At 65.1% G+C, this 26,215-nt stretch carries 20 protein-coding genes; 10 read left to right on the plus strand and 10 right to left on the minus strand.

The window, feature by feature from the left end; all coding sequences use genetic code 11:
- Positions 1 to 30 precede the first annotated feature (30 nt).
- Positions 31 to 2,052, minus strand: a complete 2,022-nt coding sequence (locus FJ970_RS13415; RefSeq protein WP_140759816.1) for an acyltransferase family protein — start codon at positions 2,050 to 2,052, stop codon at positions 31 to 33.
- Positions 2,053 to 2,595: 543 nt separating this feature from the next.
- The gene (locus FJ970_RS13420) at positions 2,596 to 3,183 is read right to left on the minus strand and encodes a TetR/AcrR family transcriptional regulator (RefSeq protein ID WP_140759814.1); all 588 of its coding nucleotides are present in this window, start codon (positions 3,181 to 3,183) and stop codon (positions 2,596 to 2,598) included.
- A 104-nt stretch (positions 3,184 to 3,287) separates the two neighbouring features.
- Between FJ970_RS13420 and FJ970_RS13425 the strand changes: the two genes are divergently transcribed.
- Positions 3,288 to 4,103, plus strand: coding sequence for an oxidoreductase (locus FJ970_RS13425; RefSeq protein ID WP_140759883.1), 816 nt, complete (start codon positions 3,288 to 3,290; stop codon positions 4,101 to 4,103).
- A 112-nt stretch (positions 4,104 to 4,215) separates the two neighbouring features.
- Positions 4,216 to 5,217, plus strand: coding sequence for an NADP-dependent oxidoreductase (locus tag FJ970_RS13430; protein ID WP_140759880.1), 1,002 nt, complete (start codon positions 4,216 to 4,218; stop codon positions 5,215 to 5,217).
- Between the two features lie 56 nt (positions 5,218 to 5,273).
- Here the strand turns inward: FJ970_RS13430 and FJ970_RS13435 are convergent, their stop codons facing one another.
- The 6 genes from FJ970_RS13435 to FJ970_RS13460 all read right to left on the minus strand — a co-directional run bounded on the left by FJ970_RS13435 (position 5,274) and on the right by FJ970_RS13460 (position 11,321).
- A complete protein-coding gene (locus FJ970_RS13435) occupies positions 5,274 to 5,939 on the minus strand; it encodes a GntR family transcriptional regulator (protein WP_140759811.1) in 666 nt (221 codons plus the stop codon).
- A gap of 517 nt (positions 5,940 to 6,456) precedes the next feature.
- On the minus strand, positions 6,457 to 7,488 hold the full coding sequence (locus tag FJ970_RS13440; protein ID WP_140759809.1) for a hydroxyacid dehydrogenase: 1,032 nt from the start codon (positions 7,486 to 7,488) through the stop codon (positions 6,457 to 6,459).
- 354 nt (positions 7,489 to 7,842) lie between these two features.
- Entirely contained in the window at positions 7,843 to 8,037 is a 195-nt protein-coding gene (locus tag FJ970_RS13445; protein WP_140759807.1) for a hypothetical protein, read from the minus strand.
- 66 nt (positions 8,038 to 8,103) lie between these two features.
- Positions 8,104 to 8,307, minus strand: a complete 204-nt coding sequence (locus FJ970_RS13450; protein WP_140759805.1) for a hypothetical protein — start codon at positions 8,305 to 8,307, stop codon at positions 8,104 to 8,106.
- Between the two features lie 187 nt (positions 8,308 to 8,494).
- Positions 8,495 to 9,703: an FAD-dependent oxidoreductase gene (locus tag FJ970_RS13455; RefSeq protein WP_181178665.1), complete on the minus strand. Its 1,209-nt coding sequence runs from the start codon at positions 9,701 to 9,703 to the stop codon at positions 8,495 to 8,497.
- A 94-nt stretch (positions 9,704 to 9,797) separates the two neighbouring features.
- Positions 9,798 to 11,321: a formyl transferase gene (locus tag FJ970_RS13460; RefSeq protein WP_140759802.1), complete on the minus strand. Its 1,524-nt coding sequence runs from the start codon at positions 11,319 to 11,321 to the stop codon at positions 9,798 to 9,800.
- Between the two features lie 285 nt (positions 11,322 to 11,606).
- Between FJ970_RS13460 and FJ970_RS13465 the strand changes: the two genes are divergently transcribed.
- Both FJ970_RS13465 and FJ970_RS13470 read left to right on the plus strand, forming a co-directional pair.
- A complete protein-coding gene (locus FJ970_RS13465) occupies positions 11,607 to 13,736 on the plus strand; it encodes a GumC family protein (protein ID WP_140759800.1) in 2,130 nt (709 codons plus the stop codon).
- A gap of 1 nt (position 13,737) precedes the next feature.
- Complete coding sequence (locus FJ970_RS13470; RefSeq protein WP_140759797.1) at positions 13,738 to 15,072, plus strand: VpsF family polysaccharide biosynthesis protein; 1,335 nt, start codon at positions 13,738 to 13,740, stop codon at positions 15,070 to 15,072.
- 8 nt (positions 15,073 to 15,080) lie between these two features.
- Here the strand turns inward: FJ970_RS13470 and FJ970_RS13475 are convergent, their stop codons facing one another.
- Positions 15,081 to 16,349 (minus strand): glycoside hydrolase family 5 protein, encoded by a 1,269-nt coding sequence (locus FJ970_RS13475; protein WP_140759795.1) that lies wholly within the window; start codon positions 16,347 to 16,349, stop codon positions 15,081 to 15,083.
- Positions 16,346 to 17,515, minus strand: a complete 1,170-nt coding sequence (locus FJ970_RS13480) for a DUF1972 domain-containing protein (RefSeq protein WP_140759792.1) — start codon at positions 17,513 to 17,515, stop codon at positions 16,346 to 16,348. The genes FJ970_RS13475 and FJ970_RS13480 overlap by 4 nt, the downstream gene beginning before the upstream one ends.
- A gap of 438 nt (positions 17,516 to 17,953) precedes the next feature.
- On the opposite strand from FJ970_RS13480, the gene FJ970_RS13485 reads away from it, so the two are divergent.
- The 6 genes from FJ970_RS13485 to ligD all read left to right on the plus strand — a co-directional run bounded on the left by FJ970_RS13485 (position 17,954) and on the right by ligD (position 25,995).
- Positions 17,954 to 19,123 (plus strand): glycosyltransferase, encoded by a 1,170-nt coding sequence (locus tag FJ970_RS13485; protein ID WP_140759874.1) that lies wholly within the window; start codon positions 17,954 to 17,956, stop codon positions 19,121 to 19,123.
- Positions 19,120 to 20,421, plus strand: coding sequence for a hypothetical protein (locus FJ970_RS13490; RefSeq protein ID WP_181178663.1), 1,302 nt, complete (start codon positions 19,120 to 19,122; stop codon positions 20,419 to 20,421). Before FJ970_RS13485 ends, FJ970_RS13490 begins: the two co-directional genes overlap by 4 nt.
- Positions 20,422 to 20,430: 9 nt before the next feature.
- Positions 20,431 to 21,651 (plus strand): GNAT family N-acetyltransferase, encoded by a 1,221-nt coding sequence (locus FJ970_RS13495; RefSeq protein ID WP_140759790.1) that lies wholly within the window; start codon positions 20,431 to 20,433, stop codon positions 21,649 to 21,651.
- Positions 21,652 to 21,685: 34 nt separating this feature from the next.
- Entirely contained in the window at positions 21,686 to 22,909 is a 1,224-nt protein-coding gene (locus FJ970_RS13500) for a GNAT family N-acetyltransferase (RefSeq protein WP_140759787.1), read from the plus strand.
- Positions 22,910 to 23,021: 112 nt separating this feature from the next.
- Positions 23,022 to 23,246 carry a hypothetical protein gene (locus FJ970_RS13505; protein WP_140759785.1) on the plus strand — a complete coding sequence of 75 codons (225 nt, stop codon included), beginning with the start codon at positions 23,022 to 23,024 and terminating at the stop codon, positions 23,244 to 23,246.
- A 250-nt stretch (positions 23,247 to 23,496) separates the two neighbouring features.
- Positions 23,497 to 25,995, plus strand: coding sequence for a DNA ligase D (ligD, locus tag FJ970_RS13510; RefSeq protein WP_140759782.1), 2,499 nt, complete (start codon positions 23,497 to 23,499; stop codon positions 25,993 to 25,995).
- Positions 25,996 to 26,215: the final 220 nt, after the last annotated feature.

Raw genomic sequence — 26,215 nt, forward strand, 5'->3', positions numbered from 1 at the left:
CACAAAGGGAGAATGAAGGTCCAACTCTTTCTAAAACAACGCCTTTTCCAGCGGTCCCTCCAGCGTCTCGGCAAACCCCGTCGCCAGATGATGCCGGTCGCGGAAGGCGAGTTTGCCGCCGATGAAGACATGGCATTCGGTCGAGCCGCAGAAGCGGTCGGTGAGGTCGACATAGCGCGTGTCGGGCACGCTTTTCACCACCGCGCGTTCGGCGGCGGCGGCGCCGTCATTGGCGGCCTGCGCCCTCGGCGTGTCGCACAGCGACGGCGCCTCGCGCCACCACAGCGCGCGGGCAACGCAGGCGTCCGCGAAGCTGTCGCCGATCGGCGTGTCGCGGATGACGGCGGTTTCGACGCCGGCCTTGCTGAAGGCCTGCAAGGTGGAGCGCAGGCCGGCCTGCCAGCGCGCGGTCTCGGCCTTGCGACTGGCGGCGGACATGTCGCGCGTCAGATTGCCGATCGAGAATTCCGAGATCACCACCATGCGCGGCTTGCGGCGAATGATGTCTGAAATCGCCTGTTCGCGCCAGGCGTCGCATTCGGTGTAGTCGCGCTTGAGCACGGCGTTGAAGGTCGACAGCCGCGAGGCGCGGCATGAGGATTTGAGGTAGGTGACCACTTTGGTGTCGTTGCGTTTTGCCGCTTCGACCAGCGGCGTCGACCAATGGTCGGCATGCGAATCGCCGAACAGCACGATGGTGTGGGCGGCGTCGGCCGGTCCGAAGGTGCAAGGTTTCGGTTTCACCGTGTGGAAGTCGAGCAGGCAGTTCTTGTCGACGGCGCGTGCGATGGAAGGCTGTTCGGCGGCCTCTTCGATGCCGCGCTGGGTAGGGTCGATGTTGCGCGTGGCCAGATGCGCGTTGGCGTAGGCCGCCGCCACGCCGGCGGCGGTCAGCACAAGGGCCGGGGCAAGGGCTAGTCCGGGAAACAGCCTAAGCGGTTTTGCGCCCGGGCCGGCGTTGAAGGCGCGCGCGACCGCCGCCGGCCAGTCGCCGCGCCGCGCCGGGTTCTCGATCAGCCGGTAGGTCGCCGCCGACAAGGCAAGCGCCAGTACGGCGCAGCCGATGCGCTGCGCGACGCCGAGGTCCGGCTCCAGCATCCCGGCATAGACGATGATGGGCCAGTGCCAGAGATAGAGCGAATAGGAGAGCGTGCCGACCCACTGCAAGGGCGCCAGCGAGAGCATGGCGGCGGGCGCCAAGGCCTGCCAACGGGTGCCGGCCGGTGCGTCGCCCTGCCTGCCGGCGCCGCTCAAGAGCACCAGCACGGTGCCGGCAACGGGCAGTAGCGCGTACCAGCCGGGGAAAGGCAGGTCTTCGCTCAAGGCGAGATAGGCGAGGGCGATCAGCGCCAGGCCCAGCCATCCCTGTGCCGCCCGCAGCCAGGACTGATGCCGCCACAAGGCTGGCGCTGCGAACGTCGCCAGGCCGCCGGCGGCGAACTCCCAGGCGCGCAGCGGCGAGAAGTAGAAGGCCCAGGCCGGCGAGAGGCTGGTGAGCCAGAGGCAGGCGGCGAAGGAAGCGAGGCCGACGATCCCGATCACGGCCACCGTCATGCGCCGGCCCGGATATAGCCAGGCGGCGAAGACAAGCAGTGCCGGCCAGACGAGATAGAATTGCTCCTCCACCGACAGCGACCAGAAGTGGATGAAGGGATTGCTCGAGGCATCGGCGGCGAAATAGTCGAACGACCAGCGCAGCAGCCACAGATTGATGGTGTAGGCTGCTGCATACATGGCGCCGCGCGAATAGAGCGCCTGCTCCTGCGGCGCCAGGATAAGGGTGCCGGCGGCGAGCGTGGCCAGGATGACGAAGATGGCGGCCGGCAGCAGGCGCCGGGCGCGCCTGGCATAGAAGCGCCAGAGGTCGAGCCGGCCGGTCTCGGTGATCTCCCGCATCAGATGCGTCGTGATCAGCCAGCCGGAGATGACGAAGAAGATGTCGACGCCGGCAAAGCCGCCGGGCAGCGCGATGAGGCCAAAATGGTAGGCGACGACGCCGCCGACCGCCAGCGCGCGCAAGCCCTGTATATCAGGCCGAAACGATGCCGCCACGAGGCCTCCTTGGTGCAAGCCCAGCCCCCAAGATCCAGCCCTTGCCAATCTCGGCCGAACAGGCCGCTATCGCAATGCAATAAATCTTTCGCAGTGCAACATGGCCGGAACAAGGAAGCTGGGTGCAACCGCTTCATGGAAGCGCGGCAACTGTGCCGATCGATGGAACTCGCGGCATCACGCCAAACGCCTGGAGTGGGGAACCGGATCGCAATGCTCGCCCTTCGGGCGATATCGACGACCTCCGGAGGGCGAGAGACCGGCGAATATGACCGAAGGCGCAGGCTTGCGGCCGTTTGGACAACTTCGCGATTTGCGGATGGTTCCGGAGGCTCGACACGGCGGCCCCGGCGCTGCAAAAAAACGCCCCGCCAGCGAGGCATTGATTGGAGGGTCTTGTCATCGCCCGGGAGGCGATCACGCAGCTCGCGGAGAGTTTCAGTGTTCGATATCCGTTTCTACAGCCATGGTCGCGCCGGCCTCGGACGGCTGCCGCCCGGCGGCCTTGGACGCTCCGGGCTAACAGCTTTGCCGTCCGATCCTCTACGACGCCTCGTCGCCCCTGCGTGGCTGCGCCAGCGACCGGGCCGCATCCGCTCCGGCCGCCAGGATGCGATCCGATAGGTCAGCGCCCTCCACCGCGCGGGCCAGCTGAAGCGTGCCGATGAGCGTGGCGAAGATGCCGAATGCTACGGCTTCCGGATCGCTGGTATGCGGCGGAAGAGCGGCTGACACCTGCCGCACCAAAGTCATCAAGCGTTCGGTGTAGAGTTGCCGCGTTTCGGGCTGCTCCCTCGCGATTTCCGGCAACAGGGCGGCGGAAGCGCAGCCCGTGCCCGGACTATCGCGGTGCTGCGTCGACAGATAGGCGTCTATGGCCGCTGCCAGGCCGCCGGAGGCCAGCGCCTGCGCGATCTGGCCTGACTGACCCTCCAGCGCCGCCGCCACGCATTCCTGGACAAGTACCGCCTTGGAGGGAAAATGCGGATAGAAGGCGCCGTTGGTCAGCCCGGCGTCGCTCATGATGCTTGCCAGTCCCGAGGCGGCAATGCCGTCGCCGCGGAACCGTTGTGTGGCGACCTCCATGATCCGGCTGCGCGATGCGTCCTTCCGGCCCTTCTCGTATCGCATAATTTTTCCTTTCTGCTCGCTATTGTATTATGAGCATAATATGATATTACGAGTATAATCCAATCAATCGAAGAAGGCTAGCCCTGGTGGCTTTGGAGCGTCAAATGAAAGCACATTCTGGAAAGACCGCGATCGTAACCGGAGCTTCTTCCGGCATTGGTCGCGCAAGCGCCGAGGCCTTGGCGCGGGCGGGGTTCACCGTCTTCGGGACAAGCCGCCGGGCGACAGGCAATGGCCCAGCAAATGTGTCCATGCTGGCGTGCGACGTGACTGACGGGGACTCGGTCAACGCCCTCGTTTCGAACGTGCTCGCGCAGACCGGTCGGATCGACCTGCTGGTCAACAATGCCGGTATCGGCCTGTTGGGAGGCGCCGAAGAGTCCTCCATCGCACAGGTGCAGTCCCTGTTCGACGTCAATCTGTTCGGCGTCATCCGCATGACCAATGCGGTGTTGCCGTCGATGCGGCGGCGTGGCCAAGGGCGCGTCGTCAACATCGGCTCGATTCTGGGATTGGTACCCGCGCCATACTCAGCTCACTACTCGGCGGTGAAGCACGCGCTCGAAGGCTATTCGGAATCGCTCGATCACGAGGTCCGTGCCTTCAATATTCGCGTCTCGGTCATCGAGCCGGCATTCGTGCGTACCGTCTTCGACCAGAACGGAATCGAGCCGGATTCCCTGTTGAAAGAATACGATCAGGCGCGAACCGGGTTCAAGGCGCTGCTTGCCGATGTGATGCCCAAAGCCGATCGGCCAGAAATAGTGGCGGATGCGGTGGTCGAGGCGGCGACCGATGCCAGTCCGCGGCGGCGCTATACCGTCGGCAAGGCAGCGCGCCAAGTCAGCCTGCTGCGCCGCTTCGCCCCTGCCGGGATGTTCGACAAGACCTTGCGCAAGCAGTTCCGTTTGCCGGTCTGAATGCCAACAAGGCGAAGGATTTCACGCGCATGCGACACGCAACCACGACAAACCTGGTCAAGCCGGCCTGTTTCGTGCCGGACATCGAGAAAGATTTCAGAAAGCGAATATGATGAAAGCCTTCGTCGTCGACAAATATCAGAAAAAAGGCGCGCTGCGGCTTGCCGACATGCCGCAGCCGGAGCTGGGAGACAATGATGTCCTGGTAGAAATCCACGCCGCCGGCGTGAACCTTCTGGATTCCAAAGTCCGGGACGGAGAGTTCAAACCCCTGCTGCCCTATCGGCCACCCTTCATCCTGGGCCACGACGTGGCCGGCATCGTCGTACGGGCCGGATCGAAGGTCCGCAAGTTCAAAGCCGGCGACGAAGTCTATGCGCGGCCGCGCGATGGCCGGATCGGGACTTTCGCCGAACTCATCGCCATGGATGAGGCCGACGTGGCCCCGAAGCCAAAAAATCTCAGCATGGAGGAGGCCGCTTCCATTCCGTTGGTCGGCCTGACCGCTTGGCAGGTGCTGGTCGAAAGGGCAGGGCTGAGGAAAGGCCAGAAGGTCTTCATCCAGGCCGGCTCCGGCGGGGTGGGCACGTTTGCCATCCAACTGGCGAAGCATCTCGGCGCGACGGTTGCGACAACGGCGAGCGCGGCGAGTACGGATTTGATGAAAAGTCTCGGCGCCGATGTCGTCGTCGACTATCGCAAGGACGATTTCGAGAAGGTCCTGCAGGGCTACGATGTCGTCGTGAACAGCCAGGATGCCAAGACGCTCGAAAAATCGCTGCGCGTGCTGAAGCGGGGCGGGAAGCTGATATCCATTTCCGGTCCGCCGGATCCCGAGTTCGCCAGGAAGCAAGGCCTGAACATCGTGCTGAAGCTGGTGCTGCGGCTGCTTAGTCTCGGCATACGCCGCAGGGCCAAACGCGCCGGTGTGGACTATTCCTTCCTGTTCATGTGGGCGCAGGGCGACCAGCTGAGCCGGATCACGTCGCTCATCGAAACCGGCGTCATACGTCCCGTCATGGACCGGACTTTTCCGTTCGAACAGACCAACGAGGCCTTGGCCTATGTCGAAACGGGACGTGCCAAGGGCAAGGTGGTCGTGAAGGTCAGATAAGACAGTCGGGAGCCGCAGGCCCAATTTTGCGGCGATGCCCGGTTCTCCGGCCGGCGCTAGCCCGCCGGCCCTGTCTCGACCTCCTGGAGATAAAAAACCTTGCTCGGCTGCAGGTGGTCGACGCAGAGTTGCGCCAGCACCCAGTTGTCGCTGCGTTTCAGCGCCTCGATCATCATCAAGTGGTGCTGGCGCGAGATGTCGAGCTTGTCCCGGTCGGCCAGCGAATTGGCCCGTACCGGCAGGCTGAGGCGCATATAGTGCTCGATCGAGGATACCAGATAGGCATTGCCGCAGGCCGAGAACATGGTGAGGTGGAAACGGTCATTGGCCTCGTGGATGCCTCTGAGATAGCCGGCGTCGACATGGCCGCTGTAGACGTGGTGGATCGCGGTCAATTCGGCGATCAGCGCGTCGCTCGCCGGCAAGCGGATCATCAGCGCGGCCTGGCGCTGCAGCATCTCGCGCACCTCGTAGATCTGGCGCACTTCCTCGGGCGCGAGCCGGCGCACCATGGCGCCCTTGTTGCGCTCGCGCGTGGCGACGCCGAGCCTTTCCAATTGGTACAAGGCCTGGCGAATGGTGTGGCGCGAGACCGGGAAGCGGGCCAGAAGCACGTCCTCGACCAGGCGCGTGCCGGGCGCCAGCCGGCCGAAGATGATGTCTTCCTCCAGCGCGTGGACGATATCGGCTTCCTTGCCGCCATAGTCGACCGTGTTGAGCATCGCGACCCTCTCGTTGGCCAAATCATCATTGGCCCCCACCACTCTAGCCTTCGCGCGCGAAGCTGGCCACAAGCTGGTCGAGGCGCGGGTCGTCGAGGCTGACGACGCCGGACATCGGCATCGCCTGCCGCAGCTGATCCCGCCGACTTCCTGGCGCATGAGGACCGGCAGGCAAACCGGCCCGCTCCGGTCAGGACGCTGCCAATATCGCTGCTTGCGGGCCGACATGGAAAGGCCCGCCACCGACGCGACTCGTGACGGGCCTTCTGGAGTACGCCGGGCTTCCCACCGCCCGGCCATTTGCAAAACCTGCCGGCGGCGCGATCGTTCCTATCCCCGTATAAAAATCATAGAACCGACGGGGCAGACCGCCGTCACGGACGACAGCTTGTCGCGCTTCACCAGAGGCGGCTTCTGATAGGTTTTTTCATGTGAATTCCCCGATACGCCGGAGAAAGCGCCCGCACCGGGGCTTTTCAAGCTTTGGCCAAGGTAAGCGTCTCGGCATGGGCCGGGCCTAGTTCCTGTCCGACGGCTTCGAGCGCATCCTCGAGACCGTCTCGCGCTCGGCGCGTTTGGAGCGCATCGGCGGCAGGCCGCGATCGATCAGGTCCATGTCTTCCAACACCATGTCGCCCATGCGCTTGAAGGCGATGTCGAGGGCGCCGGCGCGATGGGCGGAGCGCAGGAAGCCGGGCAGTGCGCGCACGGGATGGTCGCCCGCCAGCGGCTCTTCGGGGAAGACGTCGCTGGCGGCAAGGATATGGCCGCTCTTCACCGCCGCCATCAAGGCGGGGAAATCCACCACGCCGGCACGGCTGAGCAGGATGAAGGCAGCGCCCTTGCGCATCCTGGCGAAAGCATCGGCGCCCAGAAACCCCTGGTTCTCGGAGGTCACCGAGGCGACGACGAAAACGAAGTCGCTTTGCGACAGCACCGCGTCCAGCGAGGCCGGCTCGACGCCATTTTCCCTCAGGATCGACGGCGGCAGCCAGGGGTCGAACACCTTCGTGCGGGTGCGGAAGCCCGACAGCAGGCGGTTGAGCGCGCGGCCGAGGTCGCCGAAGCCGATGATGCCGACATCGGCGCCCGAAAGCAGCCGCGCGGTCCGGTTGCCGTCGCCGCCCCACAGCTCCTCCCCTTGGCGGAAAGCGAGGTCGGCATCGACGATGCCGCGGGCAAGGTTGAGCGCCATGGCCAGGCCGAGCTCGGCCACCGGCTCGGCGAAGACCAGGCCCGTGGTGACGACATGGATGCCGCGCGAAAACAGCGTTTCGTAGGGCATGTTGTCGAGGAGATTGCTCTCGACGTTGAAGACGCAGCGCAGCGCCTTCATCGCTTCAAGCGTCTCGCGCGAGATCGGCGGCTGGCCGACGATGTAGCGGGCCTCGGCCAGCACCCCGGCCGGCAGTCGCGCCACGCCGTCCGGCGTCGTCTCGACGATGCGGTAATGCGCCCTGAGCCGCGCCAGCTGCGGCGGCGTGAAGATCAGCTCGAGCGTGCGCGGCTCGGGCGCGCTGATGACCAGCGGCAAGGCGGTGTCTGACATGGCAAGGTCCTCCCGAAGCGGCGTGTGGCGCTTTCTCGGTCCGAAATCTATCCCGGACTGGCGGATTTAAAAGCATGGTAGACTGATTTACCCGGCGCAGGAGCGTTTCGCTCGAAATCAAGATGGCCGTCCTGGCACGATTGACATTCGCTGCGAAGCCGGTCTTCTCTGCGGTATCCAAAAGGGGGAATAGCTGATGAAGAAGTACGAGAAGCCGACCTGGCAGAAGCGCGAACGGCTTTCGGCCGTCACTGCTCAAACTGTATCTTCTACGCTGACCTGAACGGGTTGGCGAATTCGCTCGCCGAACAAAGGATCGATCGCGCCTTTTGCTTTTGCGGAAAGAGCAAATCGTCACCTCCGCCGCTTTGGCGGTGGGGGCTTCTGTTGCTCGCCGCTCGGCTCGGCGGACAGACGCTGCTTGCGAAGGCGGGCGGTCTTTGCGTCGCGGGCCTGACGTTCGGCGTCGAGGATGATCCGCGACTCGCGATCCGCTCTCTCAAGCTTCTGCTTGTCGACCAATCGGGTCACTTCGTTCTCCGGCGGCATGTCACATTCCATAAAACCAACCGTGTGCGGCAAGGTTCCGCCGGATGCCGACTACGAGCGATCGCGTCAGGATTTTGCCTGGCCTGATCGTTCGTGGCGATGACTGGCCTGCCAACTGATGAGTTGGCGCTCGGCCTCGGATATGGTCACGCTCATCAAGCCATCAAATTCGGCCATGGCGTCCATATGCCCATGATCGATTATGGATTTGCGAAGAGTGCGCATCGCCAGAATGGCATCCTGCAACGCGCGGTCGATATTCTTGACCATGACAGGATCTCCTGCGGGCATAACCTGTCGGCGCACCGCTTGTTCCGACTGAACGGCACTGGATCCGCTTTTTTTCAGCGCTATCTCATTATCTTGGTGAAGGCCGCAGGGTTGGAGAGGGGAAGCGGTGCTACCCTTACGGCAGCACCGGCAAGTTCCTTCGATGACGATGAAGGTGGGAGGCTGCTCAGGCCACGCCCGGCTCCCGCCGCAATCCCAAATGGGCTACCTTGCGTCCGATGATCATCAGCTGGCGTGCCGTGTTGTTACGCAGGCGCCGCGCGCGCCATTCCAGTCCGGTCTCGGTGGTGATCTGCCTGGCATAGACGCTCACGCGCATGCCGGCCTCATCGGAAGCGACCTTGACCGGATCGTCGTAAAAAGTCCCGATCTTGTCAGACGCCATGCCTGGTGTTTCCAGCCAGCGTGGAATGTGGACGGAATGGAGCTGATCGACGTCGATCATGACCCGCCCTATGCCGACCCCCGGCGTCGGGCATGTCGTACAGAACGCGTCGCCAATGAAGACGACCCCGTCGCGGCGATGGCCCTGCGTCGTGGTCAGATTGATCTGCCGGACCTCGACGGGACTCGCGACGGCGAAGTTGCCGCACTGCGCCGATATTTCGGGCATCAGCTCGCAAAGCATCTTTTGCGGATCGGCCCGGAAATCCCTCGTCCATTGGTCGGCGACGGTATGATAGACGAACATGTTGGCCCGCATCTTGTCGCCGAGGGGAAAAACGGTGATGTAGGCGACGCGATCCGAAGGCCGCTTGCCGTAGCAGGTGACGGCCCGAAAGCCGCAGTCGCGCTGGGAGATGGCGAGGTCGAAGCCCATCGACAGCGAATGGGCTTTCGATTGCTCGACGCGCTCGACGCCGATGGCGCGGCGCACCGCTTCGCTGTGACCGGTGGCCACCACCAGGAGGCGTGCATCGATGATCCTGCCGTCGGTGAGCACAAGGCGCTGCCAGTCCGGTCCGGTCGAGATCTCGGCGACCTTGCCGACCGTAAGCGGCACTTGCGGTGGAAGGGCGTCACGAAGCCCGTTGATCAGCGCGCCATAGGAAAATGCATACTCCGGCCTGCGCTCACGCGCGAACAGCTGGCCGAGGCGGAAGACATGGATATCGTCGAACGGGGTGACGAGACGCATGATCGTTTCGTCGAGGCCGAGCTTCTTGAATAGCCGTATCTGATCGGTACCGATCTTCTCGGCCCGGAACTCGTCGTGATGAACCCGGTGCGGATCGATCAGCGCCACCTTGCGGCCGGCTTTTCCCAAAGCGGTTGCCAGCGTGGTGCCGGCCATTCCGGCGCCAACGATCGCCACATCGACCTCGGCCGGGACAGCCTCGATGGTGTTCATCTCGCTGCCCTTCATGCTAGTCATCGTCCTTCTCCACAAGCTGTGGCGGAAAATATCTTCCAGACGTAATCAACCTCAAGCAACCAGCGCGGGTGGCTGCTAGCAACAAACGTTTAGGTTAACTACGCCTCTTCTGCTTCCAGCGCGGCGCGATCGCCGAGCCATCGATGAATTCCAGGCCGCCCGCCTCGTTGAGCGTGTGCAGCTTACGCCCACTCCATAGCGCCCCGGGGGTTAAGATCGTCTCGACACGCTGGTCCATGCCGTTCAAATCAAGGTGAGTTACGCGTGCGATGCCAAGCGCGCCGCCGTAGCTCCTGCGGCAGTCCTGCACCGGGCGCAGCAATTGGCCATCACGTTCCACCATGCGGCCGGCCGGTCGCGCCGAGGCGATGTCGATCAGCACCGGATTTTTGGGATGCGGTGTCCACGGGCCGCGAAAGTTCGGCGCCGACCACAGATGCAGCGCGTCGGAGAAGGCGCCGCCGCCATCCCGGGCGATGCCTTCACTGTCCCGGACGGTGGCGAACATCCACCATGAGCCGCCATGCTCGACCAAGGTGGCGTCGCTGGCGACGATATCGGACAGCAGCGTCGCTTCCTTGACCCATCCGCCGGGGAAGGCGGTGGCGCGGTAGAGATCCACGGTGCGGTTGGCGCAGCTCTCCGGCACCATCCAGACCTCGCCGTCACGCTCGAAGACGAAGGGGTAGGAAAGATGGTAGGGCAGGTCGAGCACAGGCTCCGGGCGGCCGATCGGCCCCGACGGGCCGAACGGCACGGCGGAGATGACGGCTCTGCCGAGACGGTGGATATAGTCCTCGACGAACAGGGTTACCTGTCCCCGGTAAAGGATCGGGAACGGGTCGGCGTAGAAGCGGCTGCCATCATCGGGCAGCTCTTGCCAGCCCGATTCCGGATGCGCGCGCAGGTCGAACAGATCCCGCCCTCCCGTCTCGCGCCAGCCGACCTTCCAGTGCGGGGCGTTGTAGCAGAGATGATAGATCTTCTGGACGATGCGCCGCGCCAGCGCCTTGCCTGCCTTTACGCCGAGCTTGCCGGCCGAGGGCAGCGACGGCGCGGCCCTGCCGTCCGCCGGCTCGGGCAGGACGGGCAGGGCGCCGCGTGCAGCGCCCGTCACCGCCGCCAGGATCAGGCTTGCCGTGCGCGCCAGCATATCCTGGAACGATGCGAGCGCGATGCCGCCATATTCGGTTCCGAGCCGTGCTTCGGCGACCACGGCGCCGTTCTCCTCGATGCGGGCCAGCGGGGTCCGGCCATCGAGGATCGACGCCAAAAGGGCCGCTTCGCCGCCGGCGCCGTCATAGGTCACACGCCAGACGCGCGTTCCTTCCAGTTGCACGTCGCCGCGGAGGTCGAGCACGAGGTCGGGCGAGGCGGGAGGCTGCGTGCGCCAGGCTGCCAGCGCCGACAGCGGCAGGCGCTTGGCCAGCCCGTCCGCGGGCAAGCCATGGATGACCGTTTCAAGCTGGAACAGCGCAGCGACGCTGCCTGGAATGCTGCTCCCGCCTGGGCGTGCGTCGACGCAAACCTCGACATCCGTGAGCGCGGCCAGGCGCTGCAACAGCAGCAGGTGAAAAGCACGGAGGCAGTCGCTGTCCAGGCGCAGGCTCACCTGCATGTCGCACCCCTAGAATTCTGATGTTCGGTAACTGGCCGGTGTTCGATTTTTGGGCACGAGAGGTGGGCGACGGTTGGATTGGAGACCGATGTTTGCTCCATTTCCATTCGTTTCCCGCTCGCTTGCGCCCTGTCAACACGACCCGTGCCTCTGCTACGCAAACTCCGTGCCAAAAATCAGAAGAGCTCCCAACATAATTAACAGTGTTTTAACAGTTGGAGTAATAGCTAGGCTGAAGCCGCAATTTAATCTTTTGGGGCATATGGAGTGTTGTCGGAGCGACCTTTGCAATCATCCCTGCTCTCGTTGCCGCAACAACACGCTCCGGAGGTGATGCAATATGCGCCGGAGCCGCCACCGGCCGCGTCCTATCCATCCTCGACCGTCGAACTGGGTGACCTGAAGCGCATATTGGTGCGCCGCCGTTTCCTGATCCTCGCCACAGCCGCGCTGCTGACCCTTGGAGCGCTGCTCTATGGATTGTTCACGCCGGCGCTCTACAGCTCGGTGGCGGAGATCATCGTCGATCCGCAGGACTTGCAGGTGGTCACCAACGATGTCAATCCGAGCCGCGTTCCGCCCGATGGCGGCATCACCATGGTGGAAAGCCAGGTCGCCGTCGTCCAGTCGAGCAGCGTGTTGCTCAGGGCTATCGCGGCGACCGACCTGACCAAGGATCCGGAATTCAACGGACAGGGCGGGTTGTTGAGCCATTTGCTCGGCGGCGTGCTGGGCTCGGGTTCGGCCGAAACCGACAGGACGGGCAAGACGCTCGATGCGCTGCGCCGGCGGTTGGCGGTCAAGCGGGCCGACAAGGTGCTGGTCCTCGACGTGATCGTCACCGCCAAGAGCGCCGACAAGGCGGCGAAGCTCGCCAATGCCATCGCGCAGGCCTACCTGACGGACCAGGCCGCCGCGCGCGCCAAGATGGCCACGGACGCTTCCGACTCCATCACCGCGCGGCTGGACGAGCAGCGCAAGCGCGTCCAGCAGGCCGAGAATGCGGTCGAGGCCTACAAGTCCGCCCACAACATGGTGATGGCCGCGGGCAATCTGGTCAGCGACCAGGAACTGACCGAGATCAACACGCAGCTCGCGGCCGCGCAGAGCCGCACGGTCGCGCTGAAGGCGCAGGTCGACCAGTTGCGCCGGCCCGGCGGCGCGCCGGACGCGACCTCGGAAGCGATGCGCTCGGCGGTGATTTCGAGCCTGCGGGCGCAGGAGGCGACGCTGGTCGACCAGGTCTCCCAGCTCGGCACGGAACTCGGGCCGCGCCATCCCTCGATGATGGCGGCCCAGCAGCAATTGCGCGACACGCGCGCGCTCATCGCGCGCGAACTCGGCCGCATCGGCGCCGCCGCCGAAACCGACTACGAACGGGCGCTGGCCAACCAGCAGGCGCTGGAGGCCAAGGTCGCGGGCTTGAAGAGCAAGTCGCTCGACACCGACCAGGCCTCGGTCAAGCTGCGCGAACTGCAGCGCGATCTCGAGGCGTTGCGCTCCGTCTACGCCACCTATCTGCAGCGGGCGCAGGAAACGCGCGAGCAGGTGAATGTCGACAGCACCAATGCGCGCATCATCTCCAACGCCATGCCGGCGCTGAAGAAGAGCTGGCCGCCGCTCGGGCTGCTCGTGTTCGGCGCGTTTTTCGGCGGGCTGGGGCTGGGCACCGGCCTGGCGCTGATCACGGAATATTCATCGCCGACGGTGCTTTCCAGCGCGCAGATGCAATCGGCCATCGATGCGCCGGTTGTGGGCGTGCTGCCGGCAAAATCGGCGCGCCGCCGCTGGTGGCCTTTCGGCAGCGCCGCCACGCCGGCCGGACAGAAGATGGACGCCGTCGCCGGACTGGCGCTGAGACGCCTGTTCTCCTCCAGCCAGCGTCCGCCGAACTGGCCGCTGGTGCCGTCCATCCTGGTGACGTCGGCGCCAGAGGACGCCGCGCAACGGGGCCGGGTGGCGCGCCTGCTGGCCAACGCGGCGGCTGCCAGGGGCAGCCGTGTCCTGTTCATCGACACCAATGCCGGCAAGGGCCAGAAGGAACCGCAGCCGGGCCTGCTCGACGTGCTGCGCGGCGAATATGCCTTCGAGGCGCTGAGCCAGCATGCGCCCGGCAGCAACGTCGCGGTTCTGGGCAAGGGGCGGCCAAAGGCTGCCTTCTCCGAGGCGCAGGGCGTCTATTTCACGCAGCATATGCTGGCCCAGGCGAGCCGCAATTTCGAACTCGTCGTCGTCGACGGCGGTGCTCTGGCCGACAATCTCAACGCCTCGCCGCTGGTCGCCATGGTCGACGAGATCGTGCTCGTCGCCACGCTCAACGCGACGCCGATGCGCGACGTCGCGGCGGCCTCGCAGGCCATTTCCGTCATGGGGCGGCTGCCGACCGCCGCCCTGCTGGTCGACGAGGCGGCCTGACATGGTTGCCATCCGGCCCGCCACTCCGGCGGCCGGCTGGGCCGGCCAGGGTCAAGCCGTGGCCGCGCCTCGCGGCGGCAATTCCCTCGATTGGGTGACCGGCTACGGCCTGGTCGCCGCGGTGGCGCTGCTGTTCGGCATTTCGGGCGGCATGCTGTGGCTGGTGGGCTACAATTACGACGGCCTGATCGGCAATCCAGCCACCAAGATCCATCCCTCCACCTATCTGCTCGTGCTGATGTTTGCCTGGCGCGCCTGCACGTTCGGCAACCCGGTCGGCTACACGCTGGCCATCGCCGACAGGCGGCCGGCCAGCGCGCTGATGGCCGTGATGTCGGTCATGCTCCTGGTCGTCGTTATCGTCAGGCAGCGTCCCGGCATGGCCGGCATGATCGACACCTTCGTGGCGCCGGCGCTGCTGGCGATGATGCTGGCCGAGGCCGACGAAAAGACATTCGCCCGCATGCAGACCGTCGTTCACACGGTCATGACCGTGAACGGACTGCTCGCACTGTTCGAGTTCGCCACCAAGACGCTGATCTTTCCCTATCGGCTCGACGGCGTGGTGTTCATGAACGACCTGCGCTCGACTGCCCTCCAGGGCCATCCGCTGTCCAATGCCACGATCACCTCGATCTACGTACTGGCGCTGCTTTCTGGCTCGCGGTCGCTGTCCATGCCGCTGCGGCTCGGGCTGATCGGCCTGCAATGCGCGGCGCTGGTCGCCTTTGGCGGGCGCTCGGCGATGGTGACGACGATCGTGCTCGGCGGTTGCTACCTGCTCCTCCAAGGCCTGCGCACCTTGCGCGCGGGGCGTGTCAACCTGCTTGGCGCCGCACTTGGCCTCATCCTTGCCGCGCTGGTGCCGGTCGTTATCGTGCTCGCCGCTTCCTATGGCTTTTTCGACGCGCTGCTCGAGCGCTTCGTCTCGGACTCCGGCAGCGCCAATGCCCGCGTCGAGATGTTCGACCTGTTCAAACATTTCGAACTGCGCGACCTGATCATCGGCCCAGATATCGATCTCATTGAAAGCCTGCGCCGCATCAACGGCCTCGAACAGGGGATCGAGAATCCGATCATCCGTCTGGTCCTCTATCAGGGCGCCTTCTTCACCCTGTTGTTGTTTTTCAGCTTCGTGCTGTTCATGCACGAAGTGGCGCGCCGCTGCCATCCTGGCATCTGGCTGCCGATGCTGGGCTGGCTGATCCTGCTCAACACCTCCGAAAGCCTGGCGTCCAAGACAACGCTGATGACCAAGTTCGTGGTGATCGCGCTGGCGCTCTACAGGCCGGTGAAAGTGGGGTTGCGGCGGCCGGCGCAAGCGCGGCGCGCGTAGCGCTTTCTCTACTCCGGCATCCTCAACCCAAGCGCCTCGACCATCGCCGGGTCCAGCGCCCGCGTCTTGTCGTCCATCATGCCCATGCCGTCGAAGAGGTCCCAGAAGGCCCAGGGGAAGCCTGATGCCTCGGCGCTCTGCCTGACATCGGAAATGTAGCGGGCGCGGTCGGGGTTGGGGGCGGCGACATAGCGGGCGTCGGTGCGCAGCGCGCCGAATTCGCCCATGATGACGCGCTGCGGCGCGATGCCGTGGCTGTCGGCCCAGTCGCGCGCCTGGCCGATATATTTGTCGACGAACCAGCGGTCGGGCCTGGCGTCGAAATAGACCTTCAGCACGCGTTCGGTTTCCTCGTAGGCGGCCTGCTTGTCCGCTTCGGAGGTTTCGGTGTCCTGAGCCATGCGCGCCCTGACCGAGGCCAGCGTCTGTTCCAGCGAACCGGTGGAGGCCGGCCATGGCACGTTGTTGAGCGCGCGGTAGACCGGTTCACGCATCCAGGGCGCGCCCTGATGGCTGAACAGATAGGGCTCGTAGAAATGGAAGGTGAACAGGATCGGCTCGAAGGCCGCCAGCGGCTCCGGGTCGAGCGCGGCGAGCCCGCTCACCATCGAGCCGCAGCCGCCGGTGACGACAAGCGGCAAGGCCCGGGATGATGCCCTGGCCGCCGTCAAAAGGGCCGTCTGGACGTTCGACCAGACGTTGGAGGAGCAGGATTGCGGCGGTTCGTTGACCGGTTCCAGCGCCACCATGCCCTGTGCGAACCGCTGCAGCCGGCCGGCAAGCGTGCCGACCAGCGCACGATAGGCTTCGAATTCCGGCGCGGCGGTGCTGGAGACCATGCGGTCTGGATTCCAGTAGTGGGTTGCGCCGTTGGCCTGCACGTTGACGATGATGCCGAGATCCGCATCGATGACGGCCGCCACGGCATCGTCCAGCATCGTCAGCAATTTTGCGTGCGTGGCGGCGTCGGCGGCCAGGAACGGGCCGGGATCGACCGGCAGGCGGATGAAATCGAGCCCGGTCTGGCGCAGCCGGCGAAGGTCGCCCGGTGTCGGCACCGGCCGCTGCGACTGGAAGGGCGGCCAGGCATAGTCGGTGCGCGGTGCGGGAAACTCACGCGTCAGCGCGAACCAGGGCCAGGCGTTGACGCCGCGGCGAAAGCGCCATTCGCCGGTGGCGGCGAGCGCGGGCGGTGCGGCGGAAAGGGCGGCGGTGGCGGGCACCAGCGCCGTCGACAGCGCGGTCCTCAGCAGCCGCCGTCGCGACCAGCCCGTCATACGGCGCCGGGAGAGGGGCGGTCGACCGGTACGGGGCCGGCGGCGCCCACGCCCAGAAGCCGGTAGGCTTCGGTTTCATAGGCAAGCAGGACATCGTCCCAGCGGAAGACTTCATTGGCGCGGGCCCTGGCGGCCTCGCCGCAGGTCTTGACCAGGGTGTCATCCTCCAGCGCCTGTTGCATGCGTTCGGCGCAGTTACGCGCGTCGGTGAAATAGATGGCGGCCGCACCCGCGGTCCATCTGTTATAGGGGTTGTCGTGGGCGATCACCATGTTGCCGGCGGCCAGCGCCTCGACCAGCGACGGGTTGGTGCCGCCGACGGTGTGGCCATGCAGATAGGCGCGCGCGTGAAAACGCAGCGCCTTCACCGCCGCCTGGTCGTAAATGGCGCCGGCCAGCACGACCGAGGCGTTGGCCGCGTTGCGGACGGCGACATGATAGGGAATTTCAGGGGAAAGCGTGCCCAGCACCACCAGCTTCATGTCGCGCTTCTGGCTGCAGAAGGCCTCGACGATGGGCAGGATGTTATTGTCGGGCTCGATGCGCGCGATCGAAATCAGGTATTTGCCGGGCTCGAGGCCGAGCGCGCGCACCGGCGCCTCCGGTGCCGATGTCACCGGGTCGGCCCCATAGGTGATGGTGGCGATTGCGTTGCGCGGCCGGCGCGTCGCCAGGTGATCGGCGATGACGGGATGGTCGGCGACCAGACGGTGCGAGGCCCAGGCGCCGATCCATTCGTTGAGCCAGAACCATGTGCGCGCAGCCACGCCCCATTTGGGCCGGCGCCACTCGATGCCGTCCATGTTGGTGATGATCCTGCGCCGCATCAGCCTCAGCCAGGTCAGGAAGACCGCGCCATTATAGCCGAGCACCAGGCAGACGCCGGGCCGGCGGGCGGCGTCGAGCACGCATTGCCAGTCGAATTCCAGCGTTGCGCGCGGGCCTTTCGAGGCGACCTGGACATGGATGAGCTCGATGCCTTTCCAGATGTCGACGCGCACCCTCTGGTCGACCCGGTCGACCTCTTCCTGGCAGTAGACGCCGACCTTCCAGCCGCGCCCGACAAGAAACAGCGCCAGCTTCTCGGCGAAGGTCTCAAAGCCGCCATGGGCGGCGGGAATGCCGCGCGTCCCGAGGATCAGGATGGTGGGCGCTTCCGGTTTCATGGCTGCTGGCGCTTTCAAATCCGCTCGATTCCGCAATGCGCGGGCCGTCCCGTCTGGAAACCACAGCCCAGCGATATCCATGCCAGGCTCAGTTCCGCCCATCATCGCACCGGGGTGTAAAATATTTCTTCCAACGGCCGGAGTTGTTTCACTATCGGTCAACTATCCCGGCGTATGTGTATCGAAACAAGGCAATGCCGCAAGCTGGCGACCAGCAGACGGTCAGATCAGGGCCGGCATGATCCTTGCTCGTGGACTTCTGTGCGCCACACCGGCGGAGGACGTGCAGCATTGGTATGGTGATCGAGGTTCCACATCCGCTCGCCACCATGCTGGCAACAAGTGAAGTCCAAAGGGGTATTGGGCTTGAAGTCTCCAGTCGCCTGATCCGTCAGGTGGCGGAATCGTCACCACCCTGACAGAAAGATGCATGTGAATATGCGGATTGCCTGCATCCATCAGGGCTATGAACTCTATGGTTCCGACCGCAGCTTCGCGGAGAGCGTGGCCGCGCTGCGCGCCGCGTTTCCGTCAGCCGACATCGAAGTGGTCCTGCCGCGCGGCGGACCGATCACACAGATCCTCGAACCGCATGCGACCCGGATCGTCTTCGAGCCGCTGTGGGTGCTGAGGCGCCAGGCCATCGCGCGCCTTGCCACCATCGAGATGGTGCGGCTGCCGGTCGCGGTGCTGAGGGCCTGGCGGCGGCTCAGGGATTGCGATCTCACCTATGTCAACACCTCGATCGTGGCCGACTACGCGCTGGCCGCGCGCCTTCTGCCGCAGAAGGCCGTGCTGCACATCCACGAAATTCCCGAAGGCGCCATGCGCAGGATCCTCGTCGGCCTGATGCACTGGAGCCATGCCGATCTCATCTTCAACTCGCGCGCCACCCGCGCCGCGTTTGGCGACCCCGGATCCGCGCGGTCCTATGTGGTCTATAATGGCGTTGCCGGCCCGATCGCCGCCGAACCGATGACTTATGACGGCAAGCGCCCGCTCAAGGTGCTGCTGCTTGGCCGCATCAACAGGATCAAGGGCCAGGAAGTGCTTCTGGAGGCGATCGCTTCGCTGCCGGCGGAACTCAAGTCGAGGATCGAGGTGCGGCTGGTCGGCGGCGCCTTCGAAAGCGTCGAACGCGAGCACGCGCTCGCCGAACTGGTCGAGACCATGGGGCTCACCGGACGTGTCAGCGTGCTGCCCTTCATCCCCGACCCGTCCGAGCATTATCGCTGGGCCGATATCGTCACCGTACCGTCGCGGCGTCCGGAATCGCTCGGCCGTGTCGCCATCGAGGCGATGGCCTATGGCCGGCCGCCGCTGGTGTCGGCGATCGGCGGGCTGGTCGAAGTGGTCGCCGACGGCGAAACGGGTTGGCATGTTCCGCCCGGCGATGCCGCCGCGCTCGCCGGCAAACTCGAGGAAATCATCCTGCATCCCCAGGCCTGGCGCTCCTTTGTCGCCGCCGGACGCGCGCGCTACGAGGCGGTCTTCAGCGAGCCGGTCGCGGCGGCGGCGATCGCGGCAATAGCCGCGGACAAGCTGAAGGCAATCATCGCCAAGCCGGGCCGGACGGCAACCGCCCGCCAGGCGGAGACACGGCCGTGAAACTCCCTGGCCATCTGGTGCGCCGCCTCATGCTGATGATCGGCGGCGAGGCGATGCAGAGCGGCTTCCACTTTGCCCTCAACATCGCGCTGCTGCACATGCTGTCGGCGCAAGGCTACGGCCTCTTCGCCATCGGCATGGTAATGGGCGGTGTCGGCCTGTCCTATATCAGGTCGCTCACCGCCGTTCCCGCCTCGATATGGATGGGCAAGAGCACCAACAGCGCCGGCGTCGACGCCTATGACGTGGCCTTCGGGACGGCGGCGCTGGTCGTTGCATTGCTGATGGCCGTCGGCACGGCGATCGTGATGCATCTCTTGGGCGATCCCAGCGGAATTGCCGCCGGCTGCTTCGTCGGCGCATGGTCGCTGCGCAGCCACATGCGCACGGCCTTCTTCGCGCGCCGCCAACAAGTGATCGTCTCCATCAGCGATGCCGCCTTCACGATCGCCGGCATCGTCATGGCCGGCCTGGCGATCTGGCTGGCCAGGGATGCGCTGCAGTCCGTGTTCTCCGCACTCGCGGCGGCCAATCTGTTTGGCATATTCGTCCTGGTCCGGCTGGCTCGCCGCACGATGCGCATCAGCTTCCGCATGCCGACGCGGCGGCGCTACGCAAAGCTCTGGTCCCAGCTCTGCTGGTCGGCATTCAGCGCCACCACAACCAACATCCAGGGCCAATGCCTGGCGCTGCTGGTCGCGGGCATTGCCGGGCCGGCCGCCTATGCGCCGCTGGCGGCGGTGCTCGTGCTGTTCGCGCCGCTGCGCATCATCAGCCTCGCCTTCGTGAACATGACGCAACCGGAACTGGCCAAGCTGATGCGCAACAACGAAACGCGCCGTGTCTGGGCGCAGGCGAAGCTGTGGGCTGTCGTCATGGGGCTCGGCGCGGTGGCCTATGGATGCGCCATCATGTTTGTCCTGCCCATGATAAAATCCCAGGCTCTCCAGGATGCGTCGGTGGGGTTCATCGGGCTTTTCGTGACCGCGAATTTCGTCCCGATCATGCTCTATATCATGCCCCGCATCGTGCTCGAGATAATGGGCGACTTCCGCATCGTCGCCTTCATTACCCTCGGCGGCGCCATCGTCGGGCTGGCGTCGATCGCGATCCTGCTGTCGATCGCCTCCCCCCCGTGGGCGCTGCTGGGTTCGGCGGTCTCCGAGATATTCGTGCTCGTGGCATCATGGTATTTCATGCATCACCGCATGTGGAACATCGAACACCCGGATCAGCAGCACGACAGCCGGCTGGGCTCCTGGCGGCGGGCGGTTTCGTTCGCCGCGGCAAGACGATAGGAGAGGGATGTGTCAGGCCAGGCAGTTCAAATCACCGCGATGACCGACTTGCCCGGCGGGCAGGTCCCGCATCCCGCCGCCATCGCGGCGAACGACGCCTATACGGCGAAACTGCACACCAGCCTGGAGGCGGTCAGGCCGCTCTGGCTGCGCCTCCAGGCGGAGGGCGTGTGCACCGGTCACCAGAATTTCGCCTGGGCGGAAGGGATCGTCGGGCGGCTGCTGCCGGAAAGCGCGGAACTCCTCATCGTGGAGGTGGCCGACGCCGCGACCGGCGAACCCAGAATGCTGGTGCCGCTGATGCGGCGCAGGGCCTTCCACCATTGGGTGGTCGAATGGTTGAGTTGTGGCGTCTGCGACTATGCGGCGCCGCTGCTGGCCGATGCCAGCCCGTGGTCACGCCAATCCGCGCAGGCTGCGTGGACGGCGGTGCGCTCGGCGCTGCCGCCGTCGGACCGCGTCCACATCGTGGGAATTCCGCGACAGATCCACGGCGTGGCCAATCCGCTGGCCTTGCTCCCGGCGACACGCGATTCCATCCAGACCGCGTTCGGCCTCGCCATCGACGGCGACCCGGAAACAGTCCTCAAGCGTCTTTGCAGGCCGTCCTTCGTCAAGGAGTTCGGCAAGGACTGGCGTCGCCTCGAACGGCTTGGCGGTGTGGAGCTGGTCGAAGCCGCCGCGCCGTCCGAGGTTGAGCGTATCTTCGGCGAACTGGTGCGAATGCGGCTCGACCGCTTTCGCGAGCTTGGCCGCTTCGACCTGCTGACGCAGGAGAAGATCGTGGATTTCTACCGGAACGCGGCTGTTCAGGGCCTGTTGGACGGTTCGGTGCGGCTTTTCGGGCTGCTCGTCGGCGAGGCCCTGATCGCGGTTCAATATCTGCTGGTTCATCAAGGGACTGTTCATGCTCTCCTGATAGCGATGGACCAGGGCGTCGTGCCCAATGTGTCACCCGGGCTTGCAATCATGGGCAGGTTGATCGGCTGGGCGCGCGAACAGGGTTTTGGGTATTTCGACCTGTCGGTCGGCAACCAGAGCTACAAGGAACATATGGGCGCCAAGGGTTCGGTATTGGTCGAACTCTGTCATGGGTTCACGATGCGGGGCAGTGTGGCCAATGCCGTCATCGAGTTCCGCAGGCGGGCCGAGGCTTTCGTGCGATCCAACCCAAGGCTGCTCAAAGCGGTCCAGGGAACGATGCGGGGTTTGCGGCGCTTGCGTGGATGACGCCGAGGCGGGCCAGAACGAATGGGAGAAGCATGTGGCAAGCCAGGCAGTGCAGTTGGTCGCGGCGGCGGATGCGCCGACTCAATCAAGTTCCCCGATCAGATCCGGCATTGTCGCCACCGCGCGCTATACCGCGCGGCTGCACACCAGCTTCGACACCGTAAGGCAGCTCTGGCTGCGCCTTGAGGAGACCGGCCTGTGCACCGGCCACCAGGGCCTTGCCTGGGTGGAAGGGATTGCCAGGCGGCTGATGCCCAAAAGCGCCGATCTGCTCGTCGTCGAAGTCAGCGACGCCGCCACGGGTGCGCCTGTCATGCTGCTGCCGCTGATGCGGCGCCGGGCGCTCGGCCACTATGTGATCGAATGGCTGAGCTGCGGCGTGTGCGATTATTCGGCGCCGCTGCTGGCCGATGCCAGGCCTTGGACCCGGCAGAGCGCGGACGCCGCCTGGGCGGCGGTCCGCTCCGCGCTGCCGCCGGCCGACCGCATCCATATTGCGGGGATTCCGCAGGAAATCCACGGCGTGACCAATCCGCTGGCGCTGCTTTCGACGGCGCGCGACTCCATCCAGATCGCCTCGGGCCTTGTCATGGATGGCGAGCCGGAGACGCTGATCAAACGTATCTGCAAATCGTCCTTCACCAAGAATTTCAACAGGCACTGCCGCCGCTTCGAACAGCTCGGCGGCCTCGCACTGGTCGAAGCCGAGACGCCCGATATGATCGAGGAGCAGTTCGGCACGCTGCTGGACCTCAGGCTCAACCGTTTTCGCGAACTCGGGCGCTTCGACCTCCTGACGCAGGCGCCGATCGTCGAGTTCTACCGCGACGCCGCCCTGCAAGGGCTGTCCGACGGCTCCGTGCGGCTGTTCGGGCTGCGCGTCGGTCAAGCCTATCTCGCTGTCATGTATGTGCTGGTCATGAAGGGCACCTTGCACGCCCTGTTGCTCGGGATCGACCAGGATGCAGTGGCCAACGTCGCGCCGGGCCTGACGATGATCGGCAAGCTGATGCTGTGGGGACGGGCGCAAGGGCTCGGCTATTTCGATCTCTCAGTCGGGGGACAGGGATACAAACAGCATATCGGCGCCTCGAACTCGGTGCTGGCCGAATTGTGCGAGGCGATGACGCTGAAGGGCAGGGCCTCGACCGCCTATATCAGGCTGCGCTGCAAAACCGAGCTGTTCGTGCGCTCCAAGCCGCGGCTCTACAAGGCCGTGCAGGGCGTGATGCGCCGTTTGCGGCGGTTGAAGAACTGAAGCGGCGCGACCGCGAAATTGACACTTGCGCCGCTCTCCGCCATCCTTGCGGCCAGTCGCCGGGCCGCCAAGAGCGGCCGAGTTCCGTGTCGGGCGACCGAGGGCGAAGCGCATGTCCACTGCCGTGAACAGCCAGAACTCCAAGCGCGCAGCGGTGCGCAAAGCGCTCGACCGCCACAAAGTCTACATCACCGCGCAGCGTTTCTCCGGCGGCACCTACAGCGCGCGCGTGCTGGTCGACGGCGAAGCCTACTGGGTCGACGAATTCCGCTTGAGCCAGTTGCAGCAGGGGCTGTCGCCGGCCGAGCTGGAGCTGATACCGGCGATTGACGATTGAGACCACGTGAAAAATCGCGAGTGGTGCCAACGTAGCGCCCTACGGCGCCCCCCTCTGTCCTGCCGGACATCTCCCCCTCTAGTGGGGAGATTGGCCGTCACGACGGGCTTCGCCAATTTCCGAACTGGCAAGGGACGAGCCGGCGGCGAAACCGCCGATCTCCCCCCTAGAGGGGGAGATGTCCGGCAGGACAGAGGGGGGCGCGAAGGAACGAGGCGGTTGTTGATTTCCGCCAGGCTCGGCTTTTGACATGCCGCCCGCCAAACTCCAGACCTATCGCGCCAAGCGCGAATTCTCGAAGACGCCGGAGCCGGCTGGCGGGTCGATGGCCGGAGGCGGCAACCGCTTCGTCATTCACAAGCATCACGCCACCGCCGACCACTACGATCTGCGCCTGCAGGTTGGCGATGTCTTGAAAAGCTGGGCGGTGCCGCGCGGACCTTCGCTCAATCCCGCCGACAAAAGGCTGGCGGTGGAGACCGAGGACCATCCGCTCGAATATATCGATTTCGAGGGCGTCATCCCCGAAGGCGAATATGGCGGCGGGCCAATGATCGTGTGGGACACCGGCACCTGGGCGCCGATGGACGATATCGACAAAAGCCTGCGCACCGGCGCCTTCAAGTTCCGGCTGGCCGGCGAAAAGCTGAATGGCGGCTGGATGTTGACCCGGCTGAAGCCCAAGCCCGGCGAGGACGAGAACAAGAAGAACTGGCTGCTGTTCAAGGAGCGCGACCTCGCCGCCGATACGGCGTTGAACATCCTCGAAGCACGACCGGAAAGCGTGAAATCCGGCCTGCGCATCGAGGAGCTGCTGGCGCCGCCCAAACCGGCCGCGAAGTCCGCGCCAAAGCCTGGGTCGCTGAAGCCGGGCGAGCTGCCCGGCGCGGCCAAGGCGCCAGCGCTGAGCCGTGTCGAGCCGCAACTGGCAACCCAGGTGCCGAAGCCGCCGGGGGGCGAAAGCCTTGCCGAGAATACGAACGAGCTCTGGCTGCATGAGATCAAATTCGACGGCTACCGCACCATGGCGCATATCTCCAACGGGGAGGTGCGGCTGATCACGCGTGGCGGCATCGACTGGACGAAGCGCTACGGCGACCTGGCCAGCGCGTTCGCCAAGCTGCCGTGCCGCGAGGCGATCATCGACGGCGAGATCGTCGTGCTCGACACCAAGGGCATTTCCCGTTTTGCGCTGCTGCAGGACGCGCTGGCGGTGGGCGCCGGCAGCAAGCTGCATTTCTATGCCTTCGATCTCCTGCATCTCGACGGCTGGGACCTGATGAAGGTGCCGCTCATCCGGCGCAAGGCGCTGCTGGCCGAACTGCTTGGCGGGCTTGGCGCCAACTCCGCCATCCAGTTCTCCGACCATGTCGAGGGTTCGGGGCAGGGGCTTTACGACAAGGTGACGGAACTCGGCCTGGAGGGCGTGGTCTCCAAGCGCGCCACCGCGATCTATCAGAGCGGCCGCACCAAGAGCTGGACCAAGACCAAGGCGCTCGAAAAGGACGATTTCGTCATCGCCGGCTACACCACTTCGGCCGCGGCCGAGGGGTTGGCCGCGCTCGGCATGGCCGAATGGGTGGACGGCGAACTGCACTATCGCGGCAAGGTCGGCACCGGCTTCGATGCCGGGACCGCGGCCGACCTGCTGGCGCGGCTGGAGCCGCTCACGTCAGGCGCGACGCCGCCGGAAGGCGTGTCGCGCGAAATCATGCGCGAGATGCACTGGGTCAAGCCGCTGTTTTCGGCGCGCATCCATTTCGCCAACCGAACCGCGGACAATGCACTGCGCCACGGCGTGTTTCGGGGTCTGCGTGACGTCGGCCTGTCGACGCCGGTTTCGGCAAAACGCAAGCGGCTGATCGCCGAAGCCGACCTTGCCACGATCTGGGTGACAAACCCGACGCGGCGGCTGTTCGGCAAGACCGGGCCGACCAAGCTCGACATCGCCGTCTATTACGCGCTGGTCGGCGACTTCATGCTGCCGCACATCCTTGGCCGCCCGGTGTCGCTGGTGCGCTGCCCGACCGGCCTGCCCAAGGACTGCTTCTTCCAGCGCCATGCCTTCACCGGCATGCCGCCTTCCGTGGTGACGTTCCAGGCGACCAACTCCGAGGGCGAGACCAAGTCCTATCTCTCGGTCGAGGGCGCGAAAGGCTATCTGGCGCTGGCGCAGTTCGGCGTCGTCGAATTCCACACCTGGGGCACGCATCGCACGAGCCTCGACAAGCCCGACCAGATCGTCTTCGACCTCGACCCGGGCGAGGGGATTTCGTGGCGCGAGGTGGTGGAGGCCGCCGTCCACATCAAGGGCGAGTTGGAGGGGCTCGGGCTGGTGCCGTTCGCAAAAACCTCCGGCGGCAGCGGCATCCACATCACCGTTCCGGTGACGGGCAAGCAGAACTGGAAGAAGCTGCACCAGGCGACCAGCACCATGTCAACGCATCTGGCGGCCACCGCGCCCGACACCTTCACCACCACCATGGGCAAGGAAAACCGCAAGCGGCGCATCTTCATCGACTATCACCGCAACGCGCGCGGCCACACCTCCGCCGCCCCCTATTCGCTGCGCGCCCGCACCAATCTGCCGGCCTCGACACCGGTGAGCTGGAGCGATCTGGAGGCGATCGATGCACCGCAGGATTTGAATTATGCATCGCTGCCGGGGCTTTTGGAGACGTCCGGCGATCCGTGGGCTGACATCGACGAGTTCGCGCGGGATTTGCCGACCTCTCCTTCGTCATCATAGGGTCTTCGCCGCTTCGCTTCGCTCCTTGCTTCGCCCTACGATGACGAAGCCATGGCCGCCCAGGCTAACGGCCAGCGCCACACCGACTCCATCGACGCTTCCGACAATTTGAATTATTCTCCGCCCGTGCCCCGAAAACCGGCGGGAAGATTTCGTCAGGGATTTGCCGGTATTGTGCGGGGTCGGTGTAGGATTTGCGCAGCCTTGTTCGTCCTTCGGA

It is taken from the genome of Mesorhizobium sp. B2-1-8, from assembly GCF_006442545.2.
Lineage (GTDB): Bacteria > Pseudomonadota > Alphaproteobacteria > Rhizobiales > Rhizobiaceae > Mesorhizobium.